Source organism: Streptomyces sp. CA-243310 (assembly GCF_050936775.1).
Classification (GTDB): Bacteria; Actinomycetota; Actinomycetes; order Streptomycetales; family Streptomycetaceae; genus Streptomyces.
Genome location: NZ_JBNJMF010000001.1, coordinates 593,369 through 614,273, shown reverse-complemented (window position 1 = coordinate 614,273; position 20,905 = coordinate 593,369). Strand labels below are relative to the sequence as shown.

The following is a 20,905-nucleotide window of genomic DNA, read 5'->3' as shown; positions in this document are numbered from 1 at the left end:
AGCTGCTCCCCTCGTCGGCTCTCTGTTCGTCGGCATCCATGATGAACCCTCCGAACACCCACCCCCGCGTGCCTCCGCGCGCCCGGCGTGCGCCGGGGTGGTGCGACCAGAGGCCGCCGATCCGGCGAAACCGGGGCATACCCTGGTGACGGGCGTGGCAGGAACCACAGAAGGGGTTCGTCGGAGCCTCTGCCCCGAAAGGACCGGTGGGCTATTCTGGCGGCGTAGAGGATCCGGGCAACGTAGCCCCCGGGTCCTTTTGTGCTTTCAGCGCGTTGAACGGACCGAGAACAGTGCGTCCCCCCGGACCCCAGGGCGCGGGGACCGGGGAGCGCGAGGCAAGACGTACGAAGCAGTGCCGCGAAAGTCCTCGACGGGACCGAGGAGGAACCGACGTGATGGACCAGCGATCCGTGCACACGCACGTGCACAAACGCCCGACCCGGGCAGGTGGTCGGGCATGAGCTCTCTCCTGCTGCTGACCAACGCCCTGCAGCCGTCGACCGAGGTGCTGCCCGCCCTCGGCCTGCTGCTGCACAACGTACGGGTGGCGCCCGCCGAGGGACCGGCCCTCGTGGACACCCCCGGAGCCGATGTCATCCTCATCGACGGGCGCCGCGACCTCCCGCAGGTGCGGTCGCTCTGCCAGCTGCTCCGCTCCACGGGCCCCGGCTGTCCGCTCGTCCTCGTCGTCACGGAGGGCGGCCTGGCCGCCGTCACGGCCGACTGGGGCATCGACGACGTCCTCCTCGACACCGCCGGGCCCGCCGAGGTCGAGGCGCGCCTGCGACTCGCCACCGGCCGGCAGCAGATGAGCTCCGACGACTCCCCGATGGAGATCCGCAACGGCGACCTGTCGGTCGACGAGGCCACCTACTCGGCGAAGCTGAAGGGCCGGGTCCTGGACCTGACCTTCAAGGAGTTCGAGCTGATCAAGTACCTCGCCCAGCACCCGGGACGGGTCTTCACCCGCGCCCAGCTGCTCCAGGAGGTCTGGGGCTACGACTACTTCGGCGGCACCCGGACGGTCGACGTCCACGTGCGTCGGCTGCGGGCCAAGCTCGGCCCCGAGCACGAGTCGCTGATCGGGACGGTGCGCAACGTCGGCTACCGCTTCGTCACCCCCGAGAAGGTCGAGCGGGCGGCGGCGGAAGCGGCGGCCCAGGCGGCTGCGAAGGCGGCGGCGGCCCTCCCCCGTCCGGAGGAAACCCCGGTGACGATCGAGTCGGCGGGACGGCCTGCCCAGAGGTAGGTCACCCCACGTAGACTGCCGCGCGTGGCCAAGGTGACGCGGGATGACGTGGCGCGACTTGCGGGTACCTCTACCGCCGTCGTGAGCTATGTCATCAACAACGGACCCAGGCCGGTTGCCCCGGCCACGCGCGAGCGTGTACTCGCCGCGATCAAGGAGCTGGGCTACCGGCCCGACCGGGTCGCGCAGGCGATGGCGTCCCGGCGCACCGACCTCATAGGCATGATCGTCCCGGACGCCCGGCAGCCGTTCTTCGCGGAGATGGCGCACGCGGTCGAACAGGCCGCCGCCGAGCGCGGGAAGATGGTCCTGGTCGGCAACTCCGACTACCGCGACGAGCGCGAGGTCCACTACCTGCGGGCCTTCCTGGGCATGCGGGTCTCCGGGCTGATCCTGGTCAGCCAGGGCATGAGCGAGCGCGCCGCCTCGGAGATCGAGGCGTGGGACGCGCGGATCGTGCTGCTGCACGAGCGTCCCGAGGCCATCGACGACGTCGCGGTGATCACCGACGACATCGGCGGCGCGCAGCTCGCCACCCGGCACCTGCTGGAGCACGGACACCCGTACGTGGCCTGCATCGGCGGCGTCGAGAACACCCCGTCGGTCGGCGACCCGGTCGCGGACCACGTCGAGGGCTGGCGGCGGGCCATGCTGGAGGCCGGGCGCTCGGTGGAGGGGCGGCTCTTCGAGGCCCCGTACAACCGCTACGACGCGTACACCGTCGCCCTGGAGGTCCTGTCGGGGCCGGACCGGCCCCCGGCGATCTTCTGCGCCACCGACGACCAGGCCATCGGTGTGCTGCGGGCGGCGCGGGAGCTGCGCATCGACGTACCGGGCGAACTGGCCGTGGCCGGCTTCGACGACGTCAAGGAAGCGGCGCTGACCGACCCGCCCCTGACCACCATCGCCTCCGACCGCACGGCCATGGCCCGCGCGGCGGTGGACCTGGTGCTGGACGACGCCCTGCGGGTGGCGGGTTCGCGCCGGGAGCGGCTCAAGCAGTTCCCGTCGGCGCTGGTGATCCGACGGTCCTGCGGCTGCCGCTAGCGCCTCTCGTGGACGGGCTCGGGCCTTCCCGAGCCCGGTCCCGTTCCGGGGCCGGGTCCTGTCCTTATATCGGGCATACGCGGTTCTGTCGGGCTTCTCAGCCGGGACTCAGGAAGCTCTCATGATCCCCGGACACAGTCATAGACATGACCGAGAGCTTCCGCCGCGAAGGCGAGTACCCCCAGGAGAACCGCCCCCAGCCCGCGCCGTTCGGCGAGGACTGGCAGCGCGGACGTGACCGGCTCGCCCAGGAGGCCGCGGCGGGCGCCTACCCGCCACCGCCCCCGTACCCGCCCGCCGCGCCGGCCCCCGGTTGGCACGAGGCGCACCGGCCGCCCGTCGTCCAGGGCGAGACGGTGCCCGCCGAAGGCGGCTGGGACCGGCCCGCGCCCGCCCCGGAGGGGCCGGCCCACGCCGGGCCGGCCCGCGCCAAACGACCCGTGGCCCTGCTCGCCGCCGTCGCGCTGGCCGCCGCCGTCGTGGGCGGTGGCACCGCCGCGGCGGTGCAGCAGTACCTCGGCGGGCAGAACACCGGCGGCGCCGGCATCAGCGGCACCAACGTCTCCCAGTCCAGCAACGGCACCGTCTCCGGCGTGGCCGAGCAGGTCAGCCCGTCCGTCGTGCGCATCGACACCCGCACCTCGTCCGGCCAGGGCACCGGTTCCGGCATCGTCGTCACCGCCGACGGGGAGATCGTCACCAACAACCACGTGGTCGAGGGGGCGTCCGAGATCCAGGTGACGATGAGCGACGGCAAGAAGTACACCGCCAAGACCGTCGGCACCGACCCGGACAAGGACCTCGCCCTGATCAAGCTCCAGGGCGCCAGTGGCCTCAAGGCGGCCAAGCTCGGCAACTCCGACGGGCTCAAGGTGGGGGACGAGGTCGTGGCCATCGGCTCCCCGGACCGGCTGACCGGGACCGTCACCAGCGGCATCGTGTCCGCCCTGAACCGCGACGTGAACGTGCCCAAGTCCGAGCAGCAGGCGCCGCAGGGCCGGCAGGGCGGCGGCTGGCCGTTCTCGTACGACGGTCAGCAGTTCAACGGGAACACCGGCCAGAACACCACCTCCTACAAGGCCATCCAGACCGACGCCTCCCTCAACCCCGGCAACTCCGGCGGAGCCCTCGTCAACATGAACGGCGAGATCGTCGGAATGCCCTCCGCGATCTACTCCCCCTCCAGCGACAGCAGCAGCGCCGGCAGTGTCGGCCTCGGCTTCGCCATCCCCGTCAACACCATCAAGGCCGACCTCGAATCCCTGCGGAGCGGCGGCAGCGGCAGCGCCGGCTCCGGCAACGACGGCTCCGACTCCGGTTCGAGCGACTCGGGCGGCGCCGCCAACGGCTTCGGGACCTCCTTCTAGGCGGCCCGTGCGAGCCTGGTAGGACCGACCACCACCCCCGGGGGGATCCACATGAACGCCGCCGAAGGCGACCAGCAGCGCATCCTCGTCGTCGACGACGAGCCGGCCGTCCGCGAGGCCCTGCGCCGCTCCCTCGCCTTCGAGGGATACGGCGCGCGGACCGCGGTCGACGGCCTGGACGCCCTCGACCAGGCGGCCTCCTACGCCCCCGACCTGATCGTGCTGGACATCCAGATGCCCCGGATGGACGGCCTGACCGCGGCCCGGCGGCTGCGCGCCGCCGGCAGCACCACCCCGATCCTGATGCTGACCGCCCGCGACACCGTCGGCGACCGCGTCACCGGCCTCGACGCGGGCGCCGACGACTACCTGGTGAAGCCGTTCGAGCTGGACGAGCTGTTCGCGCGGGTCCGGGCGCTGCTGCGGCGCAGCTCGTACGCCGCGCCCAGCACCGGCGGGCCGGAGCCCGAGGACGCGCTGACCTTCGGCGACCTGCGGATGGACCTCGCGACCCGCGAGGTCACCCGGGCCGGGCGGCCGGTGGAGCTGACCCGCACCGAGTTCACGCTGCTGGAGATGTTCCTGGCCCATCCCCGCCAGGTGCTGACCCGCGAACAGATCCTGAAGACCGTCTGGGGCTTCGACTTCGAACCCAGCTCCAACTCCCTGGACGTGTACGTGATGTACCTGCGCCGCAAGACCGAGGCCGGCGGGGAGCCGCGCCTGGTCCACACCGTGCGCGGGGTGGGCTACGTGCTGCGCGCCGCCGGGGCCGGGGACCACGGAGGGCCCGAGTGAACCCGGTCGCCAGATTCCGCGCGCTGCCGCTGCGCTCGCGGCTCGCGCTGCTGGTCGCCGTGGCGGTGGCGGTCGCCGTCGCGGCGGTGGCCGGCGTCAGCTGGTTCATGGTCCGCACGCAGTTGGACGACCAGCTGAACAGTTCGCTGCGCTCCACCAACGCCCGCGCCCAGGCGAGCCAGACCCTGAACCAGCTCGGCTGCCAGGAGCGGGCGCTGCCCGGCCCCTTCGTGAACAACCTGAGCGCGCAGGTCCAGATCGTGCTGCCGTCGGGCGGCCGCTGCCTGGTGGACGGCAAGAACACCCTCCCGGTCAGCGACTACGACCTCCAGGTCGCCAAAAGGCTGCGCGACACGGTCCTGTACGACGGCGTGACCACGGACGGCACCCCGGTGCGCGTCTACACGCAGTTCGTGGAGCTGACCTCCAGGGCCGGCGTCCAGGACGCCGCGATCTCGGTGGCCAAGCCCCTCGCGGACATGGACAAGCCGCTCTCGACCCTGGCCTGGGTGCTGCTCCTGGTGTCCGGCATCGGTGTCGTGGGCGCGGGCGCGGCCGGCCTGTGGGTGGCCCGTACGGGCCTGCGGCCGGTCGACGAACTCACCGGGGCCGTCGAGCACATCGCCCGTACCGAGGACCTCACGGTGCGGATCCCCGACGAGGGCGAGGACGAGATCGCCCGGCTGTCGCGGTCCTTCAACTCGATGACGGCGGCGCTGGCCTCCTCCCGGGACCGGCAGGCCCAGCTGATCGCGGACGCCGGTCACGAGCTGCGGACCCCGCTGACCTCGCTGCGGACGAACATCGAGCTGCTGGCGCGCAGCGAGGAGACCGGTCGGGCGCTCCCGCCGGAGGACCGTCGGGAGCTGCTGGCGTCGGTGAAGGCGCAGATGACGGAGTTGGCGTCGTTGATCGGGGACCTCCAGGAGCTGTCCCGCCCGGACGCGGCCTCGCCGGGCCCGCTCGGGGTGGTGGCCCTGCACGAGATCGTCGGGTCCGCGCTGTCGCGGGCCCGGCTGCGCGGTCCGGAGCTGGCGTTCGGCTCGTCGCTGGAGCCCTGGTACGTGCGGGGCGAGGCGGCGGCGCTGGAGCGTGCGGTGGTCAACGTCCTGGACAACGCGGTGAAGTTCAGCCCGCCCGGCGGGCGGGTCGAGGTGGCGCTGCACGCCGGGGAGCTGACCGTACGGGACCACGGGCCGGGCATCCCGGACCAGGACCTGCCGCACGTCTTCGAGCGGTTCTGGCGGTCCCCGTCGGCCCGCGCCCTGCCCGGCAGCGGGCTGGGCCTGTCGATCGTGGCCCGTACGGTGAACCGCGCGGGCGGCAGCGCCGAGCTGCGGGCGGCCCGGGACGGCGGCCCGGGCACGGAGGCGGTGCTCCGCATCCCGGGTGCGCCGACCCCGCCGCCGGCAGCGGATCCGCCGGCGCCACCGTCGGCGGGCGGCGCGTCAGTTGTGCCGGATCAGTGAGGTGACGAGTCCGGAGCGGGTGTTGGGGAAGTCCATGGGGACGATGCCGAGCCCGGTCCGGCCGGCCATCTCCCCGCCGTCCACGAAGCCGTGGACCTGCGGGTTGAGTCGGTCGGAGTTCCAGCGGGGCGGCATGTAGGCGGCCGTGCTGACGTAGTTCACGAACAGCTTGCCGGGCTGCTGGACGGCCTTGCGGAAGTGGTTCTCGATCCGGCCGCGCTTGGCGAACGGCTCGGTGTTGTAGTCGTCCTGGATGTCGAAGACGTTCCCGTCGCCGTAGCGCAGGCCGGGCAGTCCGCCGTTGTCGGCGAGCAGCACCACCTTGCCGCGGGCCTGCCCCAGGGACGGGGGCAGGGTGTCGGCGATCCGGAAGAGGGGGCGCCAGCCCCGGTTGTCGAGGTAGTCGTCGAAGACGGCGCGGAAGGTGGCGTCGCTGTCCTCGGAGTACTCCTGTTTGACGCGCATCAGCACGGTCTCGGAGGGGTGCGCGGCGAGGAAGTTCCAGCAGTCGACGAGGACGTCGCCGAACATCAGGTCCTGGAAGAAGGCCGCGTGGTGGATGGCGAACGAGCCGCCCGTGACCCGACATCGGACGTCGAGGAAGCGGATGCCGGCGTCGAGCTGCTGCGCGATCGAGGTGTTCTGGCAGGCGACGTAGAGCCCGCCCTTGCGGGCGCCGGAGTCGTGGGTGCCGGGGATGGTCATGCGCTGGAGGGGGGTGGAGTCGGCGAGGCCGGCCATCCAGTCCTGCGTGCCGAGCGTGGCCGCCGAGGCCTGGCCCGCCGCCCCGATCCCGAGGGCGGCTCCCGCCGCCATCGCCCCGACCAGGAACCTCCGCCGGTCCATTCCGCTTCCCATGCCCGCCCCTTCGCCGACCCAGTGGTGGGACGGGATCATGGCATGCGGGACCCGGCATTGCTACCCATCGGTAGCGGTCAGCTTTCGAGCAACTCCGCCATGGCGCGCAGGCCTTGGGCGAGCGCGTGGCCGTCCGGCGCCGCCTCCGGGTCGGTCAGGCACTGCACCATCACGCCGCTGAGCAGCGCGATGTGCACCGACCCGAGGGCCCGTACGTCCGATTCGGAGACCTCCTCTTCGGGGACCCCGCGCAGTTGGGCGGCGACCATGCGCCGGGACCGGCGCTGCCCCTCGGCGAGGATCGCGAGCACCTCGGGCGAGGACTGCGCGTGGACGAACGCCTCGACGTTGGCGACCCACAGCCAGCGCATGTCGCCGAAGTCCCGGATCTTGCGATCCCAGGTGTCGGCGTACCGCTCCTCGGCGGTGTCCCCCTCGCCGGCGAGCCGGCCGGCCGCCGCGGCCCACTCGTCCATGGCGTCGAACAGCGCACGGTTCAGGAGCGCCTCGCGCGACCCGAAGTGGTAGCCGATAGCGGCCATGCTCACCTTCGACGCCGAGGCGATGTCGCGCACGGTCGTGCGCAGGTAGCCCTTCTCCTCCAGGCAGCGGCGCGCTCCGGCCAGCAGGTCCTCGCGATTTCCCATGCGGGGATCGTATCCGCGCCCCACTTCTTGGGCGTGCGCCTCAGGCAACCGCCCTATACGAACGTATTGCACACTTGCCCAAATGCCGGCAGCCTGAGACCGGGAACGCCGACGGAACACCCGACGGAACCGACCACCACGGGGGAGAGCCACGCCATGCGCCACGAGCTGAAGATCGACGACCGCACCCTGTCCCACCTGGACTTCGGCGGCCCCGGCCGCCCGCTGCTCGCGCTCCACGGCGGCCTCTCCGAAGGCGCCGCCTTCACCGGCCTCGCCGCCCACCTCGGCGACGCGTGGCGGGTCATCGCCCCCGACCAGCGCGGCCACGGCGACTCCGACCGGGCCCCCTCATACCGGCGCGAGGACTACGTCGCCGACGCGGTGGCCCTCCTCGACCACCTCGGCCTCGACGCCCCCGTCGCCGTCCTCGGCTACTCCCTCGGCGGCCTCAACGCGATCCACCTGGCCGCCGCCCACCCCGACCGGGTCTCCGCACTCGTCAACGTGGACTCCACCGTGGAGATCGACCCCGACGGACCGGAACCGTTCTCCTTCCTGCGCGGCCTCCCGTACACCGGCGAGAGCACCGAGGCGCTCCTCGCGGCCGTCGGCCCGGTCGCCGCCCAGTTCGTCACCGGCGCCCTGCGAACGCTGCCCGACAGCGGTCGCCGGCGACTCCCGTTCCACCCGCAGGACATGCTCGACTCCATCCACGCCTGCCGGGGCGACCACTGGGACGCCTGGCTCGCGACCACCTGCCCCGCCCTGCTGGTCCACGGCACCCGCAGCGCGGCCCTCCCGCGGCGACTGGCCGACGCGATGGTCGCCCGGCGGCCGGGAACCTCGTACGCCCCGCTCGACGGGGACCACTTCCTGCCGTTCACCGACCCGCAGGGCTTCCACGAGGCCGTCGGGGCGTTCCTCGACCGGCTCTGAACGCCTCCCGGCGGCACCGGGGAGCGCCGGGAACGCCGAAGGGGCGACGGGCCGCCGGGCCCGTCGCCCCCTCGGGCGCGCTGTGCGCGCGTGTCGCCGGGTTTTACTTGACGATCGTGATCCGGTTCGCCGCCGGCGGGGCGATCGGGGACTCCTGCGAGGAGTTGTTCGTCAGGTAGGCGTTGAAGCAGTCCAGGTCGGACGCGCCCACCAGCTTGTTCTTGTGCTCCTTCAGGACGGTGAAACCGTCACCGCCGCCCGCGAGGAACTCGTTCATCGCGACCCGGTAGGTCTTGGCGGGGTCGATGGCCGCGCCGTTCAGCTTCACCGAGTCCACGACGACGCGGTCCGCGCCCGCCTTCGTCAGGTCCAGGGTGTACGTGAAGCCCTTCGAGACCTGGAGGATCTTCGGGTTCGCGCCGTTGACCGTGCCGCTGACCTGCTGCTGGAGCGCGGTGATCAGCTGCGCGCCGGTCAGGTCCACGATGTTCATCATGTTGGTGAACGGCTGGACCGTGAAGGACTCGCCGTACGTCACCACACCGTCGCCCTCGGCCCCGGAGGCCTTGAAGGCGAGGTCCGAACGGATGCCGCCCGGGTTCATGACGGCCAGCTGCGCACCGCCCTTGTCGGCCGGGGCCAGGGCCTCCAGCTGCGCGTCGGCGATCAGGTCGCCGAGCGGCTTCTCGTACGCCTCCGAGCCGCGACCCGGGATGTCCGCCGAGATGAAGCCCTGGGGACGGTTGGCGATCGGGGCCGCCAGCTCGTTCCAGCGCCGGATCAGGTCGCTCATGTCCGCGGCCTTGGGCTGCTCGCGGTTGACGACCTTGTTGACCGGCTTGGGCGAGGTGACCGGCGTACGGACGATGTCCTTGGTCTGCCGGTCGTACGTGAGGGTGGTGTCCGTGAACAGCCGGCCGATGGAGGCGGCCGAGGTGACCGTGCGCGGGTTGCCCGCCGGGTCGGGGATGTTGCACGCGTACGCCTGGTGCGTGTGGCCGGTCACCAGCGCGTCGACCTTGGGGTCGACCTTCTTGGCGATGTCCACGATCGCGCCCGAGATGCCGGCGCCCGCGCCGGGGGTGTCGCAGTCGTAGTTGTACGCGCCGTTGGCGGGCAGACCGCCCTCGTGGATGAGCGCGACGATCGACTTCACGCCCTGCTTGTTCAGCTCCGCGGCGTACTTGTTGATCGTCTCGACCTCGTCGCCGAACTTGAGGCCCTTGACGCCCTCGGCGGTGACGACGTCCGGAGTGCCCTCCAGGGTGACGCCGATGAAGCCGATCTTCACGTCCCCCTTCTTCCAGACGAAGGTGGGCGACGTCAGCGGACGCTTGGTCTTCTCGTCCGTCACGTTCGCGGCGAGGTACTGGAACTCCGCTCCGGTGAACGTCTTGCCGAACTCGTAGCAACCCTCGGTCGGGTGGCACCCGCCGTACGCCATGCGGCGCAGCTCGGTCTTGCCCTCGTCGAACTCGTGGTTGCCGACGCTGGACACGTCGAGGCCGAGCTTGTTCATCGCCTCGATGGTCGGCTCGTCGTGGAAGAGCCCCGACAGCATCGGGCTGCCGCCGATCATGTCACCGGCCGCGGCCGTGACGGAGTACTCGTGGCCCTTGCGGGCTTCGCGCAGGCTCGTCGCCAGGTACTCGACACCGCCCGCGGGTATGGCCTTGGTGGTGCCGTCCGCCTGGCGTTCGGTCACGGTGCCGGAGGAACCCTGCGGGGGCTCCAGCGTGCCGTGGAAGTCATTGAACGAAAGCATCTGAACGTCGACGGTCCGGCTCTTGGCCGCACCGCCACCACTCGCGGCTCCGGCCGGAAGGGCGGCGGCGACCATGGCTCCGGCGCCGGCCGTGGCGGCGAGAGCGGCGAGGGTCAACCGGCGGGCTCGGCGGTGCCGTTGTGGCTTCGCTGACATTTAGTCCCCTTTACGGACAGCGAGACAACTTGGGAGGTCCGCCGCAGCCTATGGTCAACGCGCGTAGCACGACAGGGTCCAATGGGTTACGGGCTGGTTGCGGTCGTACGGTGGGGGCATGACTGACGCAGCAGCGGCCCTGGAGCCGGGACGGCAGATTGAGACCCTCGACGAGCTGACGGAGGAACAGGCCGACGCCGTACTGACCCTGATCACGGACGCCGCCCGCACCGACGGCACCACCGCCGTGTCCGAACAGGGACGCATCCAGCTCCGCGGCGGACCCCGCGAGGGCATCCGGCACTTCCTGCTCACCGCCGACGGACGCCTCACCGCGTACGGGCAACTGGAGGACACCGACCCGGTGGAGGCCCCCGCCGCGGAACTCGTCGTCCACCCCTCCCTGCGCGGCCGCGGCCACGGCCGGGCCCTGGGCACCGCCCTGCTGGCCGCCTCGGGCAAGCGCATCCGCGTCTGGGCCCACGGCGGCAAGTCCGCCGCCCGGCACCTCGCGCAGGTCCTCGGCCTGACCCTGTTCCGCGAACTGCGCCAGCTGCGCCGCCCGCTCGGCCCGGAGGCACCGCCGCTGCCCGACCCGGCCCTGCCAGCCGGGGTCACCGTACGCACCTTCGTCCCCGGCGCCGACGACGCGGCCTGGATCGCCGCCAACGCGGCGGCCTTCGCCCACCACCCCGAGCAGGGCTCCCTCACCGAACGGGACCTGGCCGACCGGATCGCGCAGCCCTGGTTCGACGCCAAGGGCTTCTTCCTCGCGGAGCGCGACGGCGAACTGATCGGCTTCCACTGGACGAAGATCCACGCCGAGGAGCGGCTCGGCGAGGTCTACGTCGTCGGCGTCCGCCCCGGCGCGCAGGGCGGCGGCCTCGGCAAGGCCCTCACCGCGATCGGCCTGCGCCACCTCGCGGCGGCGGGCCTGCCCACCGCGATGCTCTACGTCGACGCCGACAACCCGGCCGCCCTCGCCGTGTACGAGGGCCTCGGCTTCACCACCCACGAGGTGGACCTGATGTACCGCACCGAGAGCTGAGGCGCCGGCCGAACCACTCCGTTCGGGCCCCCCGCGCAGTGCGGGAGCCCGAACGGAGCAATCCGTCACCCCGGCGTCCTCCCGTGCGCCAGGCGGACCCTGGAAGCCATTCGCCATTAACCGGGCATTAAGAAGCGCTTGCCAGCATCCGACCATGCAGCCCCGACTCCGCCTGACGGCCGACACTTCCGACGCGCCTGTCCTGCCGCGTGCGCGGAAGAATGGAGTCATGAGCCACAAGCCCAGCGTCGGCCCCACCGAGGTCCCCGCCCAGCACCCGTCTCACACGCCCGCCACGGCGAAGTCGCAGCTCGGCTCCATAGCCGCGCACCGCCCGAACGTCGGCCACGTCGATCTCGATCCGGACCTCGACGCCGACCCGGACACCTACGACGACAAGGAGGGCGGCGAGCTGCCCCCCGGGCGGTTCCTCGACCGCGAACGCAGCTGGCTCGCCTTCAACGAACGGGTCCTGGAACTCGCGGAGGACCCCGCCACCCCGCTGCTGGAGCGCGCCAACTTCCTGGCGATCTTCGCGAGCAACCTCGACGAGTTCTTCATGGTCCGCGTCGCCGGCCTCAAGCGCCGCATCGCCACCGGCGTCGCCACCCGCTCCGCGTCCGGCCTCCAGCCCCGCGAGGTACTGGACCTGATCTGGACCCGCTCGCGCGAGCTCATGGCCCGGCACGCCGCCTGCTACCAGCAGGACATCGCCCCGCAGCTCGCCGAGGAGGGCATCCACCTCATCCGGTGGCCCGACCTCACCGAGAAGGAGCAGGCGCGCCTCTTCACCCTGTTCCGCAACCAGATCTTCCCGGTGCTCACCCCGCTGGCCGTGGACCCCGCGCACCCCTTCCCGTACATCTCCGGCCTCTCCCTGAACCTGGCCGTCGTCGTGCGCAACCCGGTCAGCGGCCACCGCCACTTCGCCCGGGTCAAGGTCCCGCCGCTGCTCTCCCGCTTCCTGGAGGCCTCCCCCCAGCGCTACGTCCCGCTGGAGGACGTCATCGCCGCGCACCTGGAGGAGCTGTTCCCCGGCATGGAGGTGCTCGCGCACCACATGTTCCGCGTGACCCGCAACGAGGACCTCGAAGTCGAGGAGGACGACGCGGAGAACCTCCTCCAGGCCCTGGAGAAGGAACTCATGCGGCGCCGCTTCGGCCCGCCCGTACGCCTGGAGGTCGAGGAGTCCATCGACCCCGGCGTCCTCGACCTCCTCGTACAGGAACTCAAGGTCAGTGCCGCCGAGGTCTACCCGCTGCCGGGCCCCCTCGACCTGACCGCCCTCTTCGGGATCTCCTCCCTGGACCGGCCCGAGCTGAAGTACCCCAAGTTCATCGCCGGCACCCACCGCGACCTCGCCGAGGTGGAATCCGCGTCCGCGCCCGACATCTTCGCCGCGCTCCGCGAACGGGACGTGCTGCTGCACCACCCGTACGACTCCTTCTCCACCTCCGTACAGGCCTTCCTGGAACAGGCCGCCGCCGACCCGGACGTCCTCGCGATCAAGCAGACCCTGTACCGGACCTCCGGCGACTCCCCCATCGTCGACGCCCTCATCGACGCCGCCGAATCCGGCAAGCAGGTCCTCGTACTCGTCGAGATCAAGGCCCGCTTCGACGAACAGGCCAACATCAAATGGGCGCGCAAGCTGGAGGAGTCCGGCTGCCACGTCGTCTACGGGCTCGTCGGCCTCAAGACCCACTGCAAGCTCTCGCTCGTCGTCCGCCAGGAGGGCGACCAACTGCGCCGCTACTCCCACGTCGGAACCGGCAACTACCACCCCAAGACCGCCCGGCTCTACGAGGACCTCGGCCTGCTCACCACCGACCCGCAGGTCGGCGCCGACCTCTCCGACCTCTTCAACCGGCTGTCCGGCTACTCCCGCCGCGAGACCTACCGTCGGCTGCTGACCGCCCCCAAGTCACTGCGCGACGGCCTCGTCTCCCGCATCGACAAGGAAGCCGACCACCACCGGGCCGGCCGCCCCGCGTACGTCCGACTGAAGATGAACTCGATCGTCGACGAGGCCCTCATCGACTCCCTCTACCGGGCCGCCCGCGCGGGCGTCCCGGTCGACATCTGGGTCCGCGGCATCTGCGCCGTGCGCCCCGGCGTCCCCGGACTGTCGGAGAACATCCGCGTCCGCTCGATCCTCGGCCGCTTCCTCGAACACTCCCGGGTCTTCGCCTTCGGCAACGGCGGCGAACCCGAGGTGTGGATCGGCAGCGCCGACATGATGCACCGCAACCTCGACCGTCGCATCGAGGCACTGGTCAGGGTCGCCGACCCGGCCCACCGCACGTCACTGGACCGACTCCTCGAAATCGGCATGTCCGACGACACCGCCTCCTGGCACCTGGGACCCGACGGCGAGTGGACCCGGCACGCCACGGACTCCGAGGGCCAGCCGCTGCGGCACGTACAGGAGATGCTCATAGACGCCCGGAGGCGCCGGCGTGGCACAGCCAAACCATGACCCCCTGGCAGGCGACGTGCTCGGCGCGTACCTGCGGACCCAGGCCACCGCATTCCTGCGCGCGCTGCGCCTGCACGGCGACAGCGCGGCAGGGGCGGCCGACACCGCCGAGGGAACCGACGCGGCGCGCGGCCTGCGGGGGGCCGCGCGCCGGATCGCCGGCTCCCTGGGCACGTTCCGGGTGGTGACCGAGTCGGCCTGGGCCGACTCGCTGCGCACGGAACTCGTCTGGCTGTCCTCCACCCTGGCCGACGAGCACGCGTACGCCGTCCGCCTGGCGCGGCTCATGGACGCCCTGCACCGGCTCTCCGGCACCCCCGAGGTGCCCGCGCCCCGGGGCACCGCCGGCGCGCTCACCGTGGGCTCCGCCCGGGCGGGCGCACTGCTGGAACGGCAGCTCACCCTGGCCCGGACCCGCGCCCACTCGGCCACCCTGTCCGCCCTCGGCTCGTCCCGCTTCCACGCGGTGGCCGACGCGGTGGCCGTCCTCGCCTCCGAGGTCCCGCTCGACCCCGTCGCGGCCCGCGGCCGGGTCGACGACGTACTGGCCCCGCTGGCGGAGGTGGCCGAAACCCGACTGGTCGGCGCCGTGGACGCGCTCCCCGCCCCCGAGGGCGGCACCCCGTACTCCGCGCACGAGGACGGGGCCTGGCACGAGGTCCGCCGCCTCCTGCGGGTCCACCGGTACGCCCGGGAAATCCTCGGCGACGACGTGACCCGGCTCGCCGCCGCCGGCCAGGCCCTCGACCACCACCGCGACGCCTCCGAAGCCGCCGCCGCCTCCGCGACCGCCGCCCGCACCCCCCGCATCGCCCCGGCCACCGCGTACGCCCTCGGCGTCCTGCACGCCGACCAACGCCACGCGGTCGAGGCGGCCCGCCACACCTTCCACACCCTCTGGCACCCCACCCCGGCCCTCCCCTGACCAAGGCACCCTGCCCACCCAGCCCCGCCGGCGTTCGAGCACCCTGCCCACCCCAGCCCCGCCAGCAGTCGAGCCCGCCCGTGCCCACCCCAGCGCCACCAGCAGTCGAGCCCCGCTGCCCACCCCAGCCCCGCCGGCAGTCGAGCCCGCCCGTGCCCACCCCAGCCCCGCCGGCGTTCGAGCACCCTGCCCACCCCAGCGCCGCCGGCGTTCGAGCCCGGCCCATGCCCACCCCAGCGCCACCAGCAGTCGAGCCCCGCTGCCCACCCCAGCCCCGCCGGCAGTCGAGCCCGCCCCTGCCCACCCAGCCCCGCCGGCGTTTGAGGCGCGGGGGTCCGGGGGCAGCGCCCCCGGCAACGGCGCCGCACGGGCCCACTCACCGCCACCGTGCACAGGCCCCGCCCCGCACCGCCCGGCAGGACACCCGCCCCGCAGGACACCCGCCCCCGGCCGGGTTTGCGCGCCAACCCCCCGGGCAGGCCCCCGGCGAAGGCCCAGGCCCAGGCCCACGGCCGACCCCGCCGACACCGCCGATTTCCGGCCACCCCACCACCCCCACCCCACCCCGCCGGCCAGGCAAAGGTCACGGCGGCATAACGTGCGGATAACGCCCCGTTACGCCCAGGTACAAACCCCCCCAACCGCACCGGCCCGCCCGCCACGGTTCACCGTCCGTTCACCGAGGGCCGTCGACCGCTTCACCTGTTCTGCCTAATTTCAGTACCGCAAGGTGCGAGCCGGGCCGAAAAGCCCACTGCCCGCACCCCGCCAACCCGTAGTCCTCTTCGCACGCCGCCCCGATACAGAAAGCGGCCGGCGGCTTCTGGAAGGAACACCCGAAAGTGAAGCTTCAGCGCAAGAGCATGCTTCGTGCCTCCGCCCTCGGGGCGCTTGTCGTGTCCGGCGCCCTGGTCCTCACGGCGTGCGGCTCGGACGACAACACCACGAACGACTCCTCGGCGAGCAGCAAGGCCTCGGCCCCCGCGCCCGGCGACGTCAAGTGCGAGGGTGCCAAGGGCAAGCTGCTCGCCTCCGGCTCGTCCGCGCAGAAGAACGCCGTGGACGTGTGGGTGAAGAACTACATGGCCGCCTGCTCCGGCGTCGAGGTCAACTACAAGTCCTCCTCCTCCGGTGAGGGCATCGTCGCCTTCAACCAGGGCACCGTCGGCTTCGCCGGCTCGGACTCCGCGCTGAAGCCCGAGCAGGTCGAGGAGTCGAAGAAGATCTGCACAGGCGGCCAGGGCATCAACCTGCCCATGGTCGGCGGCCCGATCGCGATCGGCTTCAACGTCGCGGGTGTGGACAAGCTGAACCTGGACGCCGCCACGATCGCCAACATCTTCAACGACAAGATCAAGAAGTGGGACGACGAGGCGATCAAGAAGCTGAACCCCGGCGTCACGCTTCCCGGCACCGCGATCCAGCACTTCCACCGCTCCGAGGACTCGGGCACCACCGAGAACCTGGGCAAGTACCTCAAGGCCACCGCCGGTGACGCCTGGCCGCACGACCCCGCGAAGAAGTGGCCGGCCCCGGGTGGCCTCGGCGCCTCCGGTTCCTCCGGTGTCGCCTCGCAGGTCAAGGCCGTCGACGGTGCCATCGGTTACTTCGAGCTGTCGTACGCCGCGTCGCAGAACATCAAGACCGTCGACCTGAACACGGGCGCCGGCACCCCGGTCAAGGCCACCGGCGAGAACGCCTCCAAGGCCATCGCCGCCGCCAAGATCGCCGGTACCGGTTCCGACCTGGCGCTGAAGCTCGACTACACCACCAAGGCCGAGGGCGCGTACCCGATCGTCCTGGTGACCTACGAGGTCGTCTGCGACAAGGGCAACAAGGCCGAGACGCTCCCGACCGTGAAGTCCTTCCTGAACTACACCGCCTCGGACGCGGGCCAGAAGATCCTCGGCGAGAACGGCTACGCCCCGATCCCGGCCGAGATCAACGCCAAGGTCCGCGAGACCATCGGCAAGCTCGGCTGATTCCAGACTCTCCCGGTGGTCGGATCCCGTCCGATCCGGCCGCCGGGAACCCTCCCCCCTCCACCCGGGGGAATCCGGTGCACCGCCGCCAGGGGGCATGCCCCCCACACAGACCGGAAAGACCATGGCTTCCACCACACCCACCCAGACAGACACGGCTCCGCCTGTCTCCAGGAGCGAGAGGTCCACCGGCCGCGCCGGTGACAAGATCTTCGCCGGCCTCTCCAAGGGCTCCGGCATCGCCCTCCTGGTGATCATGGCGTCGATCGCCGCCTTCCTCACCTACCGCGCGACCATCGCCCTGTCGGAGAACGAAGGAAACTTCTTCACCACCTTCGACTGGAACGCGTCGGCCACGCCCCCCGTCTTCGGCATAGCCGTCCTGCTCTTCGGCACCGTCGTCAGCTCGATCATCGCGATGGCCATCGCGGTTCCGATCGCCGTCGGCATCGCCCTGTTCATCTCGCACTACGCGCCGCGCAAGCTGGCCACGCCCCTCGCGTACGTGGTCGACCTGCTGGCCGCCGTGCCGTCGATCATCTACGGCATCTGGGGCGCCCTCTTCCTCGTCCCGCAGCTCGGCGGACTGAACCTCTGGCTCGACGAGTACCTGGGCTGGACGTACATCTTCGACAAGAGCCAGCCCGGCGTCGCCCGCTCGCTGTTCACCGTCGGCATCCTGCTCGCGATCATGATCCTGCCGATCGTGACCAGCGTCAGCCGCGAGGTCTTCCTCCAGGTCCCGCGCATGAACGAGGAGGCCGCCCTGGCCCTCGGCGCGACCCGCTGGGAAGTCATCCGCATGTCGGTGCTGCCCTTCGGCCGCTCCGGTGTCATCTCCGCCTCGATGCTCGGCCTCGGCCGCGCCCTCGGCGAGACCATGGCCGTGGCGACCGTCCTCTCCCCGAGCTTCCTGATCTCCGGCCACATCCTCGACCCGGGTGGCGGCACCTTCGCGCAGAACATCGCCGCGAAGTTCGACGAGGCCAACGAGTTCGGTCGCGACGCGCTGATCGCCTCCGGTCTGGTCCTCTTCCTCCTGACCCTGCTGGTCAACGGCGCGGCCCGGCTGATCATCGCCCGCCGCAAGGACTTCTCGGGGGCGAACGCCTGATGAGCCACACCCTCCAGGACCAGCGGCCCACCCGGGCCCGCAAGTCCGTCGCCCCCGCCACCCTCACCCGCGGTGGCCTGCCCCGCTGGGCACCGGCCGGCATCGCCGTCCTCTCGATCGTCCTCGGCAGCGGCATCGGCCTCGCCTTCGGTCTCGACAGCAAGATCCAGTGGGGTCTGCTCGCGGCGCTGCTCTTCGTCACCGTCACGTACGTCGCCAGCTCGGTGATCGAGAACCGCCGCCAGGCCAAGGACCGGGTCGCGACCTCCGTCGTCTGGGTCTGCTTCGTCCTCGCGGTCATCCCGCTGCTCTCGCTGCTGTGGACCACCGTCAGCCGCGGCATGAAGGTCCTCGACGGGGCCTTCCTCGGCCACTCCATGAACGGCGTGACCAGCTTCGAGGCCGGCGGCGGCGTCTACCACGCCCTGCTCGGCACCATCGAACAGGTGGCCCTGGCCACCGCCATCGCCGCGCCCATCGGCCTGCTGACCGCCGTCTACCTGGTCGAGTACGGCCGGGGCCCGCTCGCCCGGTCGGTCACCTTCTTCGTCGACGTGATGACCGGCATCCCCTCCATCGTCGCGGGTCTGTTCATCCTGACGACCTGGAACCTGATGCTGGGCTTCGGCCCCTCCGGCTTCGCCGGCGCGATGGCCCTGTCGATCCTGATGATGCCCGTGGTGGTCCGCTCCACCGAGGAGATGCTCAAGCTCGTACCGAACGAGCTGCGCGAGGCCGCCCTGGCCCTCGGCGTGCCGAAGTGGCGCATGATCCTCAAGGTCGTGCTCCCCACCGCGATCGGCGGCATCTCCACCGGTGTGATGCTGGCCGTCGCCCGCATCGCCGGCGAGACCGCGCCGATCATGCTGCTGGTCTTCGGCTCGCAGCTCATCAACGGCAACCCCTTCGAAGGCGCCCAGTCCTCGCTCCCCCTCTACATCTGGGAGCAGTACAAGGTCGGCAGTGAAGCCTCCTACGACCGGGCATGGGCGGCGGCGCTCGTCCTGATCGCCTTCGTCATGATCCTCAACCTGGTGGCCCGCGGCATCGCCCGCTGGAAGGCCCCGAAGACCGGTCGCTGACGCGACTCATGAAAGCGATGTGACCTTCTCATGGCCAAGCGAATCGATGTCAGCGGCCTCTCCGCCTTCTACGGCACCCACAAGGCCATCGACGACATCTCGATGACCGTGGAACCCCGCTCCGTGACGGCCTTCATCGGCCCCTCCGGCTGCGGCAAGTCCACCTTCCTGCGCACCCTCAACCGCATGCACGAGGTCACCCCCGGCGGCCGCGTCGAGGGCAAGGTCCTGCTGGACGACGAGAACCTGTACGGCCCCGGCGTGGACCCGGTCGCGGTCCGCCGCACGGTCGGCATGGTCTTCCAGCGCCCCAACCCCTTCCCCACCATGTCGATCTTCGACAACGTGGCGGCGGGCCTGCGCCTGAACGGCTCGTTCAAGAAGTCCGAGCTGACGGACATCGTCGAGAAGTCCCTCCAGGGCGCCAACCTCTGGAACGAGGTCAAGGACCGCCTGAACAAGCCCGGCTCCGGCCTCTCCGGCGGCCAGCAGCAGCGCCTGTGCATCGCCCGCGCCATCGCGGTCGAGCCCCAGGTCCTGCTGATGGACGAGCCCTGCTCCGCCCTCGACCCGATCTCCACCCTCGCGATCGAGGACCTGATCGGGGAGCTCAAGGAGCGCTTCACGATCGTCATCGTGACGCACAACATGCAGCAGGCGGCCCGTGTCTCGGACCGCACCGCGTTCTTCAACCTCGCCGCCGTCGGCCAGCCCGGCAAGCTCGTCGAGATCGACGACACGGACCGGATCTTCTCCAACCCGTCCGTCCAGGCGACCGAGGACTACATCTCGGGTCGCTTCGGCTGAGTCCCGACCCCCGGATGTGGCGATAGACGTCCCGCGGTGCTGCATGGCGGTGCCACCGCGAGGCGAAAGGAAAAGGGCCGGCTCCCCCTGGGTGGGGGGAGCCGGCCCGCTTTCGTGTCGTGCCCGGTGCGCGGTCGTCGTGACGACCACGCGCACCCGACGGCTAGTTCACGAAGGCCAGGTTCACGATCCAGAAGCTCACCGCGGCGACGAGCGCCGCCGCCGGCATGGTGATGAACCAGCCCAGGATGATGTTCTTGGCGACGCCCCAGCGGACCGCGTTCACCCGCTTCGTGGCACCCACGCCCATGATCGCCGAGGTGATCACGTGGGTGGTGGAGATCGGCGCGTGGAAGAGGTACGCCGAGCCGAACATGATCGAGGCGCCGGTGGTCTCGGCCGCGAAGCCCTGCGGCGGGTCCAGCTCGATGATCTTGCGGCCGAGGGTGCGCATGATGCGCCAGCCACCCGCGTACGTGCCGAGCGACAGCATGACGGCACACACGAGCTTGACCCAGACCGGGATGGCGTCGCCCGCTCCCTGCACATCGGCGATGACCAGGGCCATCATCACGATGCCCATGGTCTTCTGGGCGTCCTGGAGACCATGACCGAGGGCCATGCCCGCGGCGGAGACGGTCTGGGCGATGCGGAAGCCGCGCTTGGCCTTGTGCGGGTTGGAGCGGCGGAACATCCACAGGATGGCGACCATCACCAGGTAACCGATGACCAGACCCACCACCGGCGAGACGAACATCGGGATGACGACCTTGTCGACCACGCCGGTCCAGATGACCTCCGTGCCACCGGCCAGCGCCGCGCCGACCATGCCGCCGAACAGCGCGTGCGAGGACGACGAGGGCAGTCCGAAGTACCAGGTGATCAGGTTCCAGACGATCGCGCCGACCAGCGCCGAGAAGAGGATCCACATCCCCCGGGTGCCGTGGGGCGTCTCGATCAGCCCCTCGCTGACCGTCTTGGCCACGCCGCTGCCCAGGAAGGCACCGGCGAGGTTCATCACCGCGGCCATCGCGAGCGCGGCGCGCGGCGTCAGCGCACGCGTCGAGACCGAGGTCGCGATGGCGTTCGCCGAGTCGTGGAAGCCGTTGGTGTAGGTGAAGCCGAGCGCGACACCGATGGTCACGATCAGAGCAAAGGTGTCCACGAGGT

Annotated in this window: 17 protein-coding genes; 13 read left to right on the top strand and 4 right to left on the bottom strand. The window is 71.3% G+C overall.

Annotated elements, in window-relative coordinates:
* The first annotated feature begins 460 nt into the window (after positions 1-460).
* The 5 genes from ACQEVM_RS02870 to ACQEVM_RS02850 all read left to right on the top strand — a co-directional run bounded on the left by ACQEVM_RS02870 (position 461) and on the right by ACQEVM_RS02850 (position 5,933).
* Positions 461-1,252 carry a response regulator transcription factor gene (locus ACQEVM_RS02870; RefSeq protein ID WP_433074399.1) on the top strand — a complete coding sequence of 264 codons (792 nt, stop codon included), beginning with the start codon at positions 461-463 and terminating at the stop codon, positions 1,250-1,252.
* A 24-nt stretch (positions 1,253-1,276) separates the two neighbouring features.
* Complete coding sequence (locus ACQEVM_RS02865; RefSeq protein WP_267801251.1) at positions 1,277-2,299, top strand: LacI family DNA-binding transcriptional regulator; 1,023 nt, start codon at positions 1,277-1,279, stop codon at positions 2,297-2,299.
* A gap of 146 nt (positions 2,300-2,445) precedes the next feature.
* A complete protein-coding gene (locus tag ACQEVM_RS02860) occupies positions 2,446-3,666 on the top strand; it encodes a S1C family serine protease (RefSeq protein WP_433074395.1) in 1,221 nt (406 codons plus the stop codon).
* Between the two features lie 51 nt (positions 3,667-3,717).
* Positions 3,718-4,464, top strand: coding sequence for a response regulator transcription factor (locus ACQEVM_RS02855; RefSeq protein WP_433074393.1), 747 nt, complete (start codon positions 3,718-3,720; stop codon positions 4,462-4,464).
* Positions 4,461-5,933, top strand: coding sequence for a sensor histidine kinase (locus ACQEVM_RS02850; protein WP_433074390.1), 1,473 nt, complete (start codon positions 4,461-4,463; stop codon positions 5,931-5,933). The genes ACQEVM_RS02855 and ACQEVM_RS02850 overlap by 4 nt, the downstream gene beginning before the upstream one ends.
* Here ACQEVM_RS02850 and ACQEVM_RS02845 read toward each other — a convergent pair.
* Positions 5,913-6,791, bottom strand: coding sequence for a phosphatidylinositol-specific phospholipase C (locus tag ACQEVM_RS02845; RefSeq protein WP_433074387.1), 879 nt, complete (start codon positions 6,789-6,791; stop codon positions 5,913-5,915). The genes ACQEVM_RS02850 and ACQEVM_RS02845 overlap by 21 nt on opposite strands.
* A 77-nt stretch (positions 6,792-6,868) precedes the next feature.
* The gene (locus tag ACQEVM_RS02840; protein ID WP_433074385.1) at positions 6,869-7,438 is read right to left on the bottom strand and encodes a TetR/AcrR family transcriptional regulator; all 570 of its coding nucleotides are present in this window, start codon (positions 7,436-7,438) and stop codon (positions 6,869-6,871) included.
* A 156-nt stretch (positions 7,439-7,594) separates the two neighbouring features.
* Here ACQEVM_RS02840 and ACQEVM_RS02835 point away from each other — a divergent pair, with 156 nt between their 5' ends.
* Positions 7,595-8,377: an alpha/beta fold hydrolase gene (locus tag ACQEVM_RS02835; protein WP_433074382.1), complete on the top strand. Its 783-nt coding sequence runs from the start codon at positions 7,595-7,597 to the stop codon at positions 8,375-8,377.
* Positions 8,378-8,480: 103 nt separating this feature from the next.
* Here ACQEVM_RS02835 and ACQEVM_RS02830 read toward each other — a convergent pair whose 3' ends face one another.
* On the bottom strand, positions 8,481-10,298 hold the full coding sequence (locus ACQEVM_RS02830; protein ID WP_433074379.1) for a bifunctional metallophosphatase/5'-nucleotidase: 1,818 nt from the start codon (positions 10,296-10,298) through the stop codon (positions 8,481-8,483).
* A gap of 118 nt (positions 10,299-10,416) precedes the next feature.
* Between ACQEVM_RS02830 and mshD the strand changes: the two genes are divergently transcribed.
* From mshD to pstB, 7 genes are all read left to right on the top strand, one after another.
* Positions 10,417-11,346, top strand: coding sequence for a mycothiol synthase (gene mshD, locus ACQEVM_RS02825; protein ID WP_433074376.1), 930 nt, complete (start codon positions 10,417-10,419; stop codon positions 11,344-11,346).
* A gap of 229 nt (positions 11,347-11,575) precedes the next feature.
* Positions 11,576-13,825, top strand: a complete 2,250-nt coding sequence (locus tag ACQEVM_RS02820) for an RNA degradosome polyphosphate kinase (RefSeq protein WP_433074373.1) — start codon at positions 11,576-11,578, stop codon at positions 13,823-13,825.
* Entirely contained in the window at positions 13,806-14,750 is a 945-nt protein-coding gene (locus ACQEVM_RS02815; RefSeq protein ID WP_433074370.1) for a CHAD domain-containing protein, read from the top strand. Before ACQEVM_RS02820 ends, ACQEVM_RS02815 begins: the two co-directional genes overlap by 20 nt.
* A gap of 842 nt (positions 14,751-15,592) precedes the next feature.
* Positions 15,593-16,732, top strand: a complete 1,140-nt coding sequence (gene pstS / locus ACQEVM_RS02810; protein ID WP_433074367.1) for a phosphate ABC transporter substrate-binding protein PstS — start codon at positions 15,593-15,595, stop codon at positions 16,730-16,732.
* A gap of 124 nt (positions 16,733-16,856) precedes the next feature.
* Positions 16,857-17,846, top strand: a complete 990-nt coding sequence (gene pstC / locus ACQEVM_RS02805; RefSeq protein WP_433074364.1) for a phosphate ABC transporter permease subunit PstC — start codon at positions 16,857-16,859, stop codon at positions 17,844-17,846.
* Positions 17,846-18,928, top strand: coding sequence for a phosphate ABC transporter permease PstA (pstA, locus tag ACQEVM_RS02800; protein WP_433074361.1), 1,083 nt, complete (start codon positions 17,846-17,848; stop codon positions 18,926-18,928). The genes pstC and pstA overlap by 1 nt, the downstream gene beginning before the upstream one ends.
* Positions 18,929-18,958: 30 nt before the next feature.
* On the top strand, positions 18,959-19,735 hold the full coding sequence (gene pstB, locus ACQEVM_RS02795; protein ID WP_053675397.1) for a phosphate ABC transporter ATP-binding protein PstB: 777 nt from the start codon (positions 18,959-18,961) through the stop codon (positions 19,733-19,735).
* 163 nt (positions 19,736-19,898) lie between these two features.
* On the opposite strand, the gene ACQEVM_RS02790 is transcribed toward pstB, so the two are convergent.
* Positions 19,899-20,900: an anion permease gene (locus tag ACQEVM_RS02790; protein WP_433074356.1), complete on the bottom strand. Its 1,002-nt coding sequence runs from the start codon at positions 20,898-20,900 to the stop codon at positions 19,899-19,901.
* Positions 20,901-20,905: the final 5 nt, after the last annotated feature.

What these genes read in the sequence shown, in the direction of transcription:
- ACQEVM_RS02830 (WP_433074379.1), bottom strand. Translation starts at nt 10,298, where the DNA reads ATGTCAGCGAAGCCACAACGGCACCGCCGAGCCCGCCGGTTGACCCTC.
- pstA (WP_433074361.1), top strand. Translation starts at nt 17,846, where the DNA reads ATGAGCCACACCCTCCAGGACCAGCGGCCCACCCGGGCCCGCAAGTCC.
- pstC (WP_433074364.1), top strand. Translation starts at nt 16,857, where the DNA reads ATGGCTTCCACCACACCCACCCAGACAGACACGGCTCCGCCTGTCTCC.
- ACQEVM_RS02820 (WP_433074373.1), top strand. Translation starts at nt 11,576, where the DNA reads ATGAGCCACAAGCCCAGCGTCGGCCCCACCGAGGTCCCCGCCCAGCAC.
- pstB (WP_053675397.1), top strand. Translation starts at nt 18,959, where the DNA reads ATGGCCAAGCGAATCGATGTCAGCGGCCTCTCCGCCTTCTACGGCACC.
- ACQEVM_RS02845 (WP_433074387.1), bottom strand. Translation starts at nt 6,791, where the DNA reads ATGGGAAGCGGAATGGACCGGCGGAGGTTCCTGGTCGGGGCGATGGCG.
- ACQEVM_RS02860 (WP_433074395.1), top strand. Translation starts at nt 2,446, where the DNA reads ATGACCGAGAGCTTCCGCCGCGAAGGCGAGTACCCCCAGGAGAACCGC.
- mshD (WP_433074376.1), top strand. Translation starts at nt 10,417, where the DNA reads ATGACTGACGCAGCAGCGGCCCTGGAGCCGGGACGGCAGATTGAGACC.
- ACQEVM_RS02855 (WP_433074393.1), top strand. Translation starts at nt 3,718, where the DNA reads ATGAACGCCGCCGAAGGCGACCAGCAGCGCATCCTCGTCGTCGACGAC.
- ACQEVM_RS02835 (WP_433074382.1), top strand. Translation starts at nt 7,595, where the DNA reads ATGCGCCACGAGCTGAAGATCGACGACCGCACCCTGTCCCACCTGGAC.
- ACQEVM_RS02870 (WP_433074399.1), top strand. Translation starts at nt 461, where the DNA reads ATGAGCTCTCTCCTGCTGCTGACCAACGCCCTGCAGCCGTCGACCGAG.
- ACQEVM_RS02840 (WP_433074385.1), bottom strand. Translation starts at nt 7,438, where the DNA reads ATGGGAAATCGCGAGGACCTGCTGGCCGGAGCGCGCCGCTGCCTGGAG.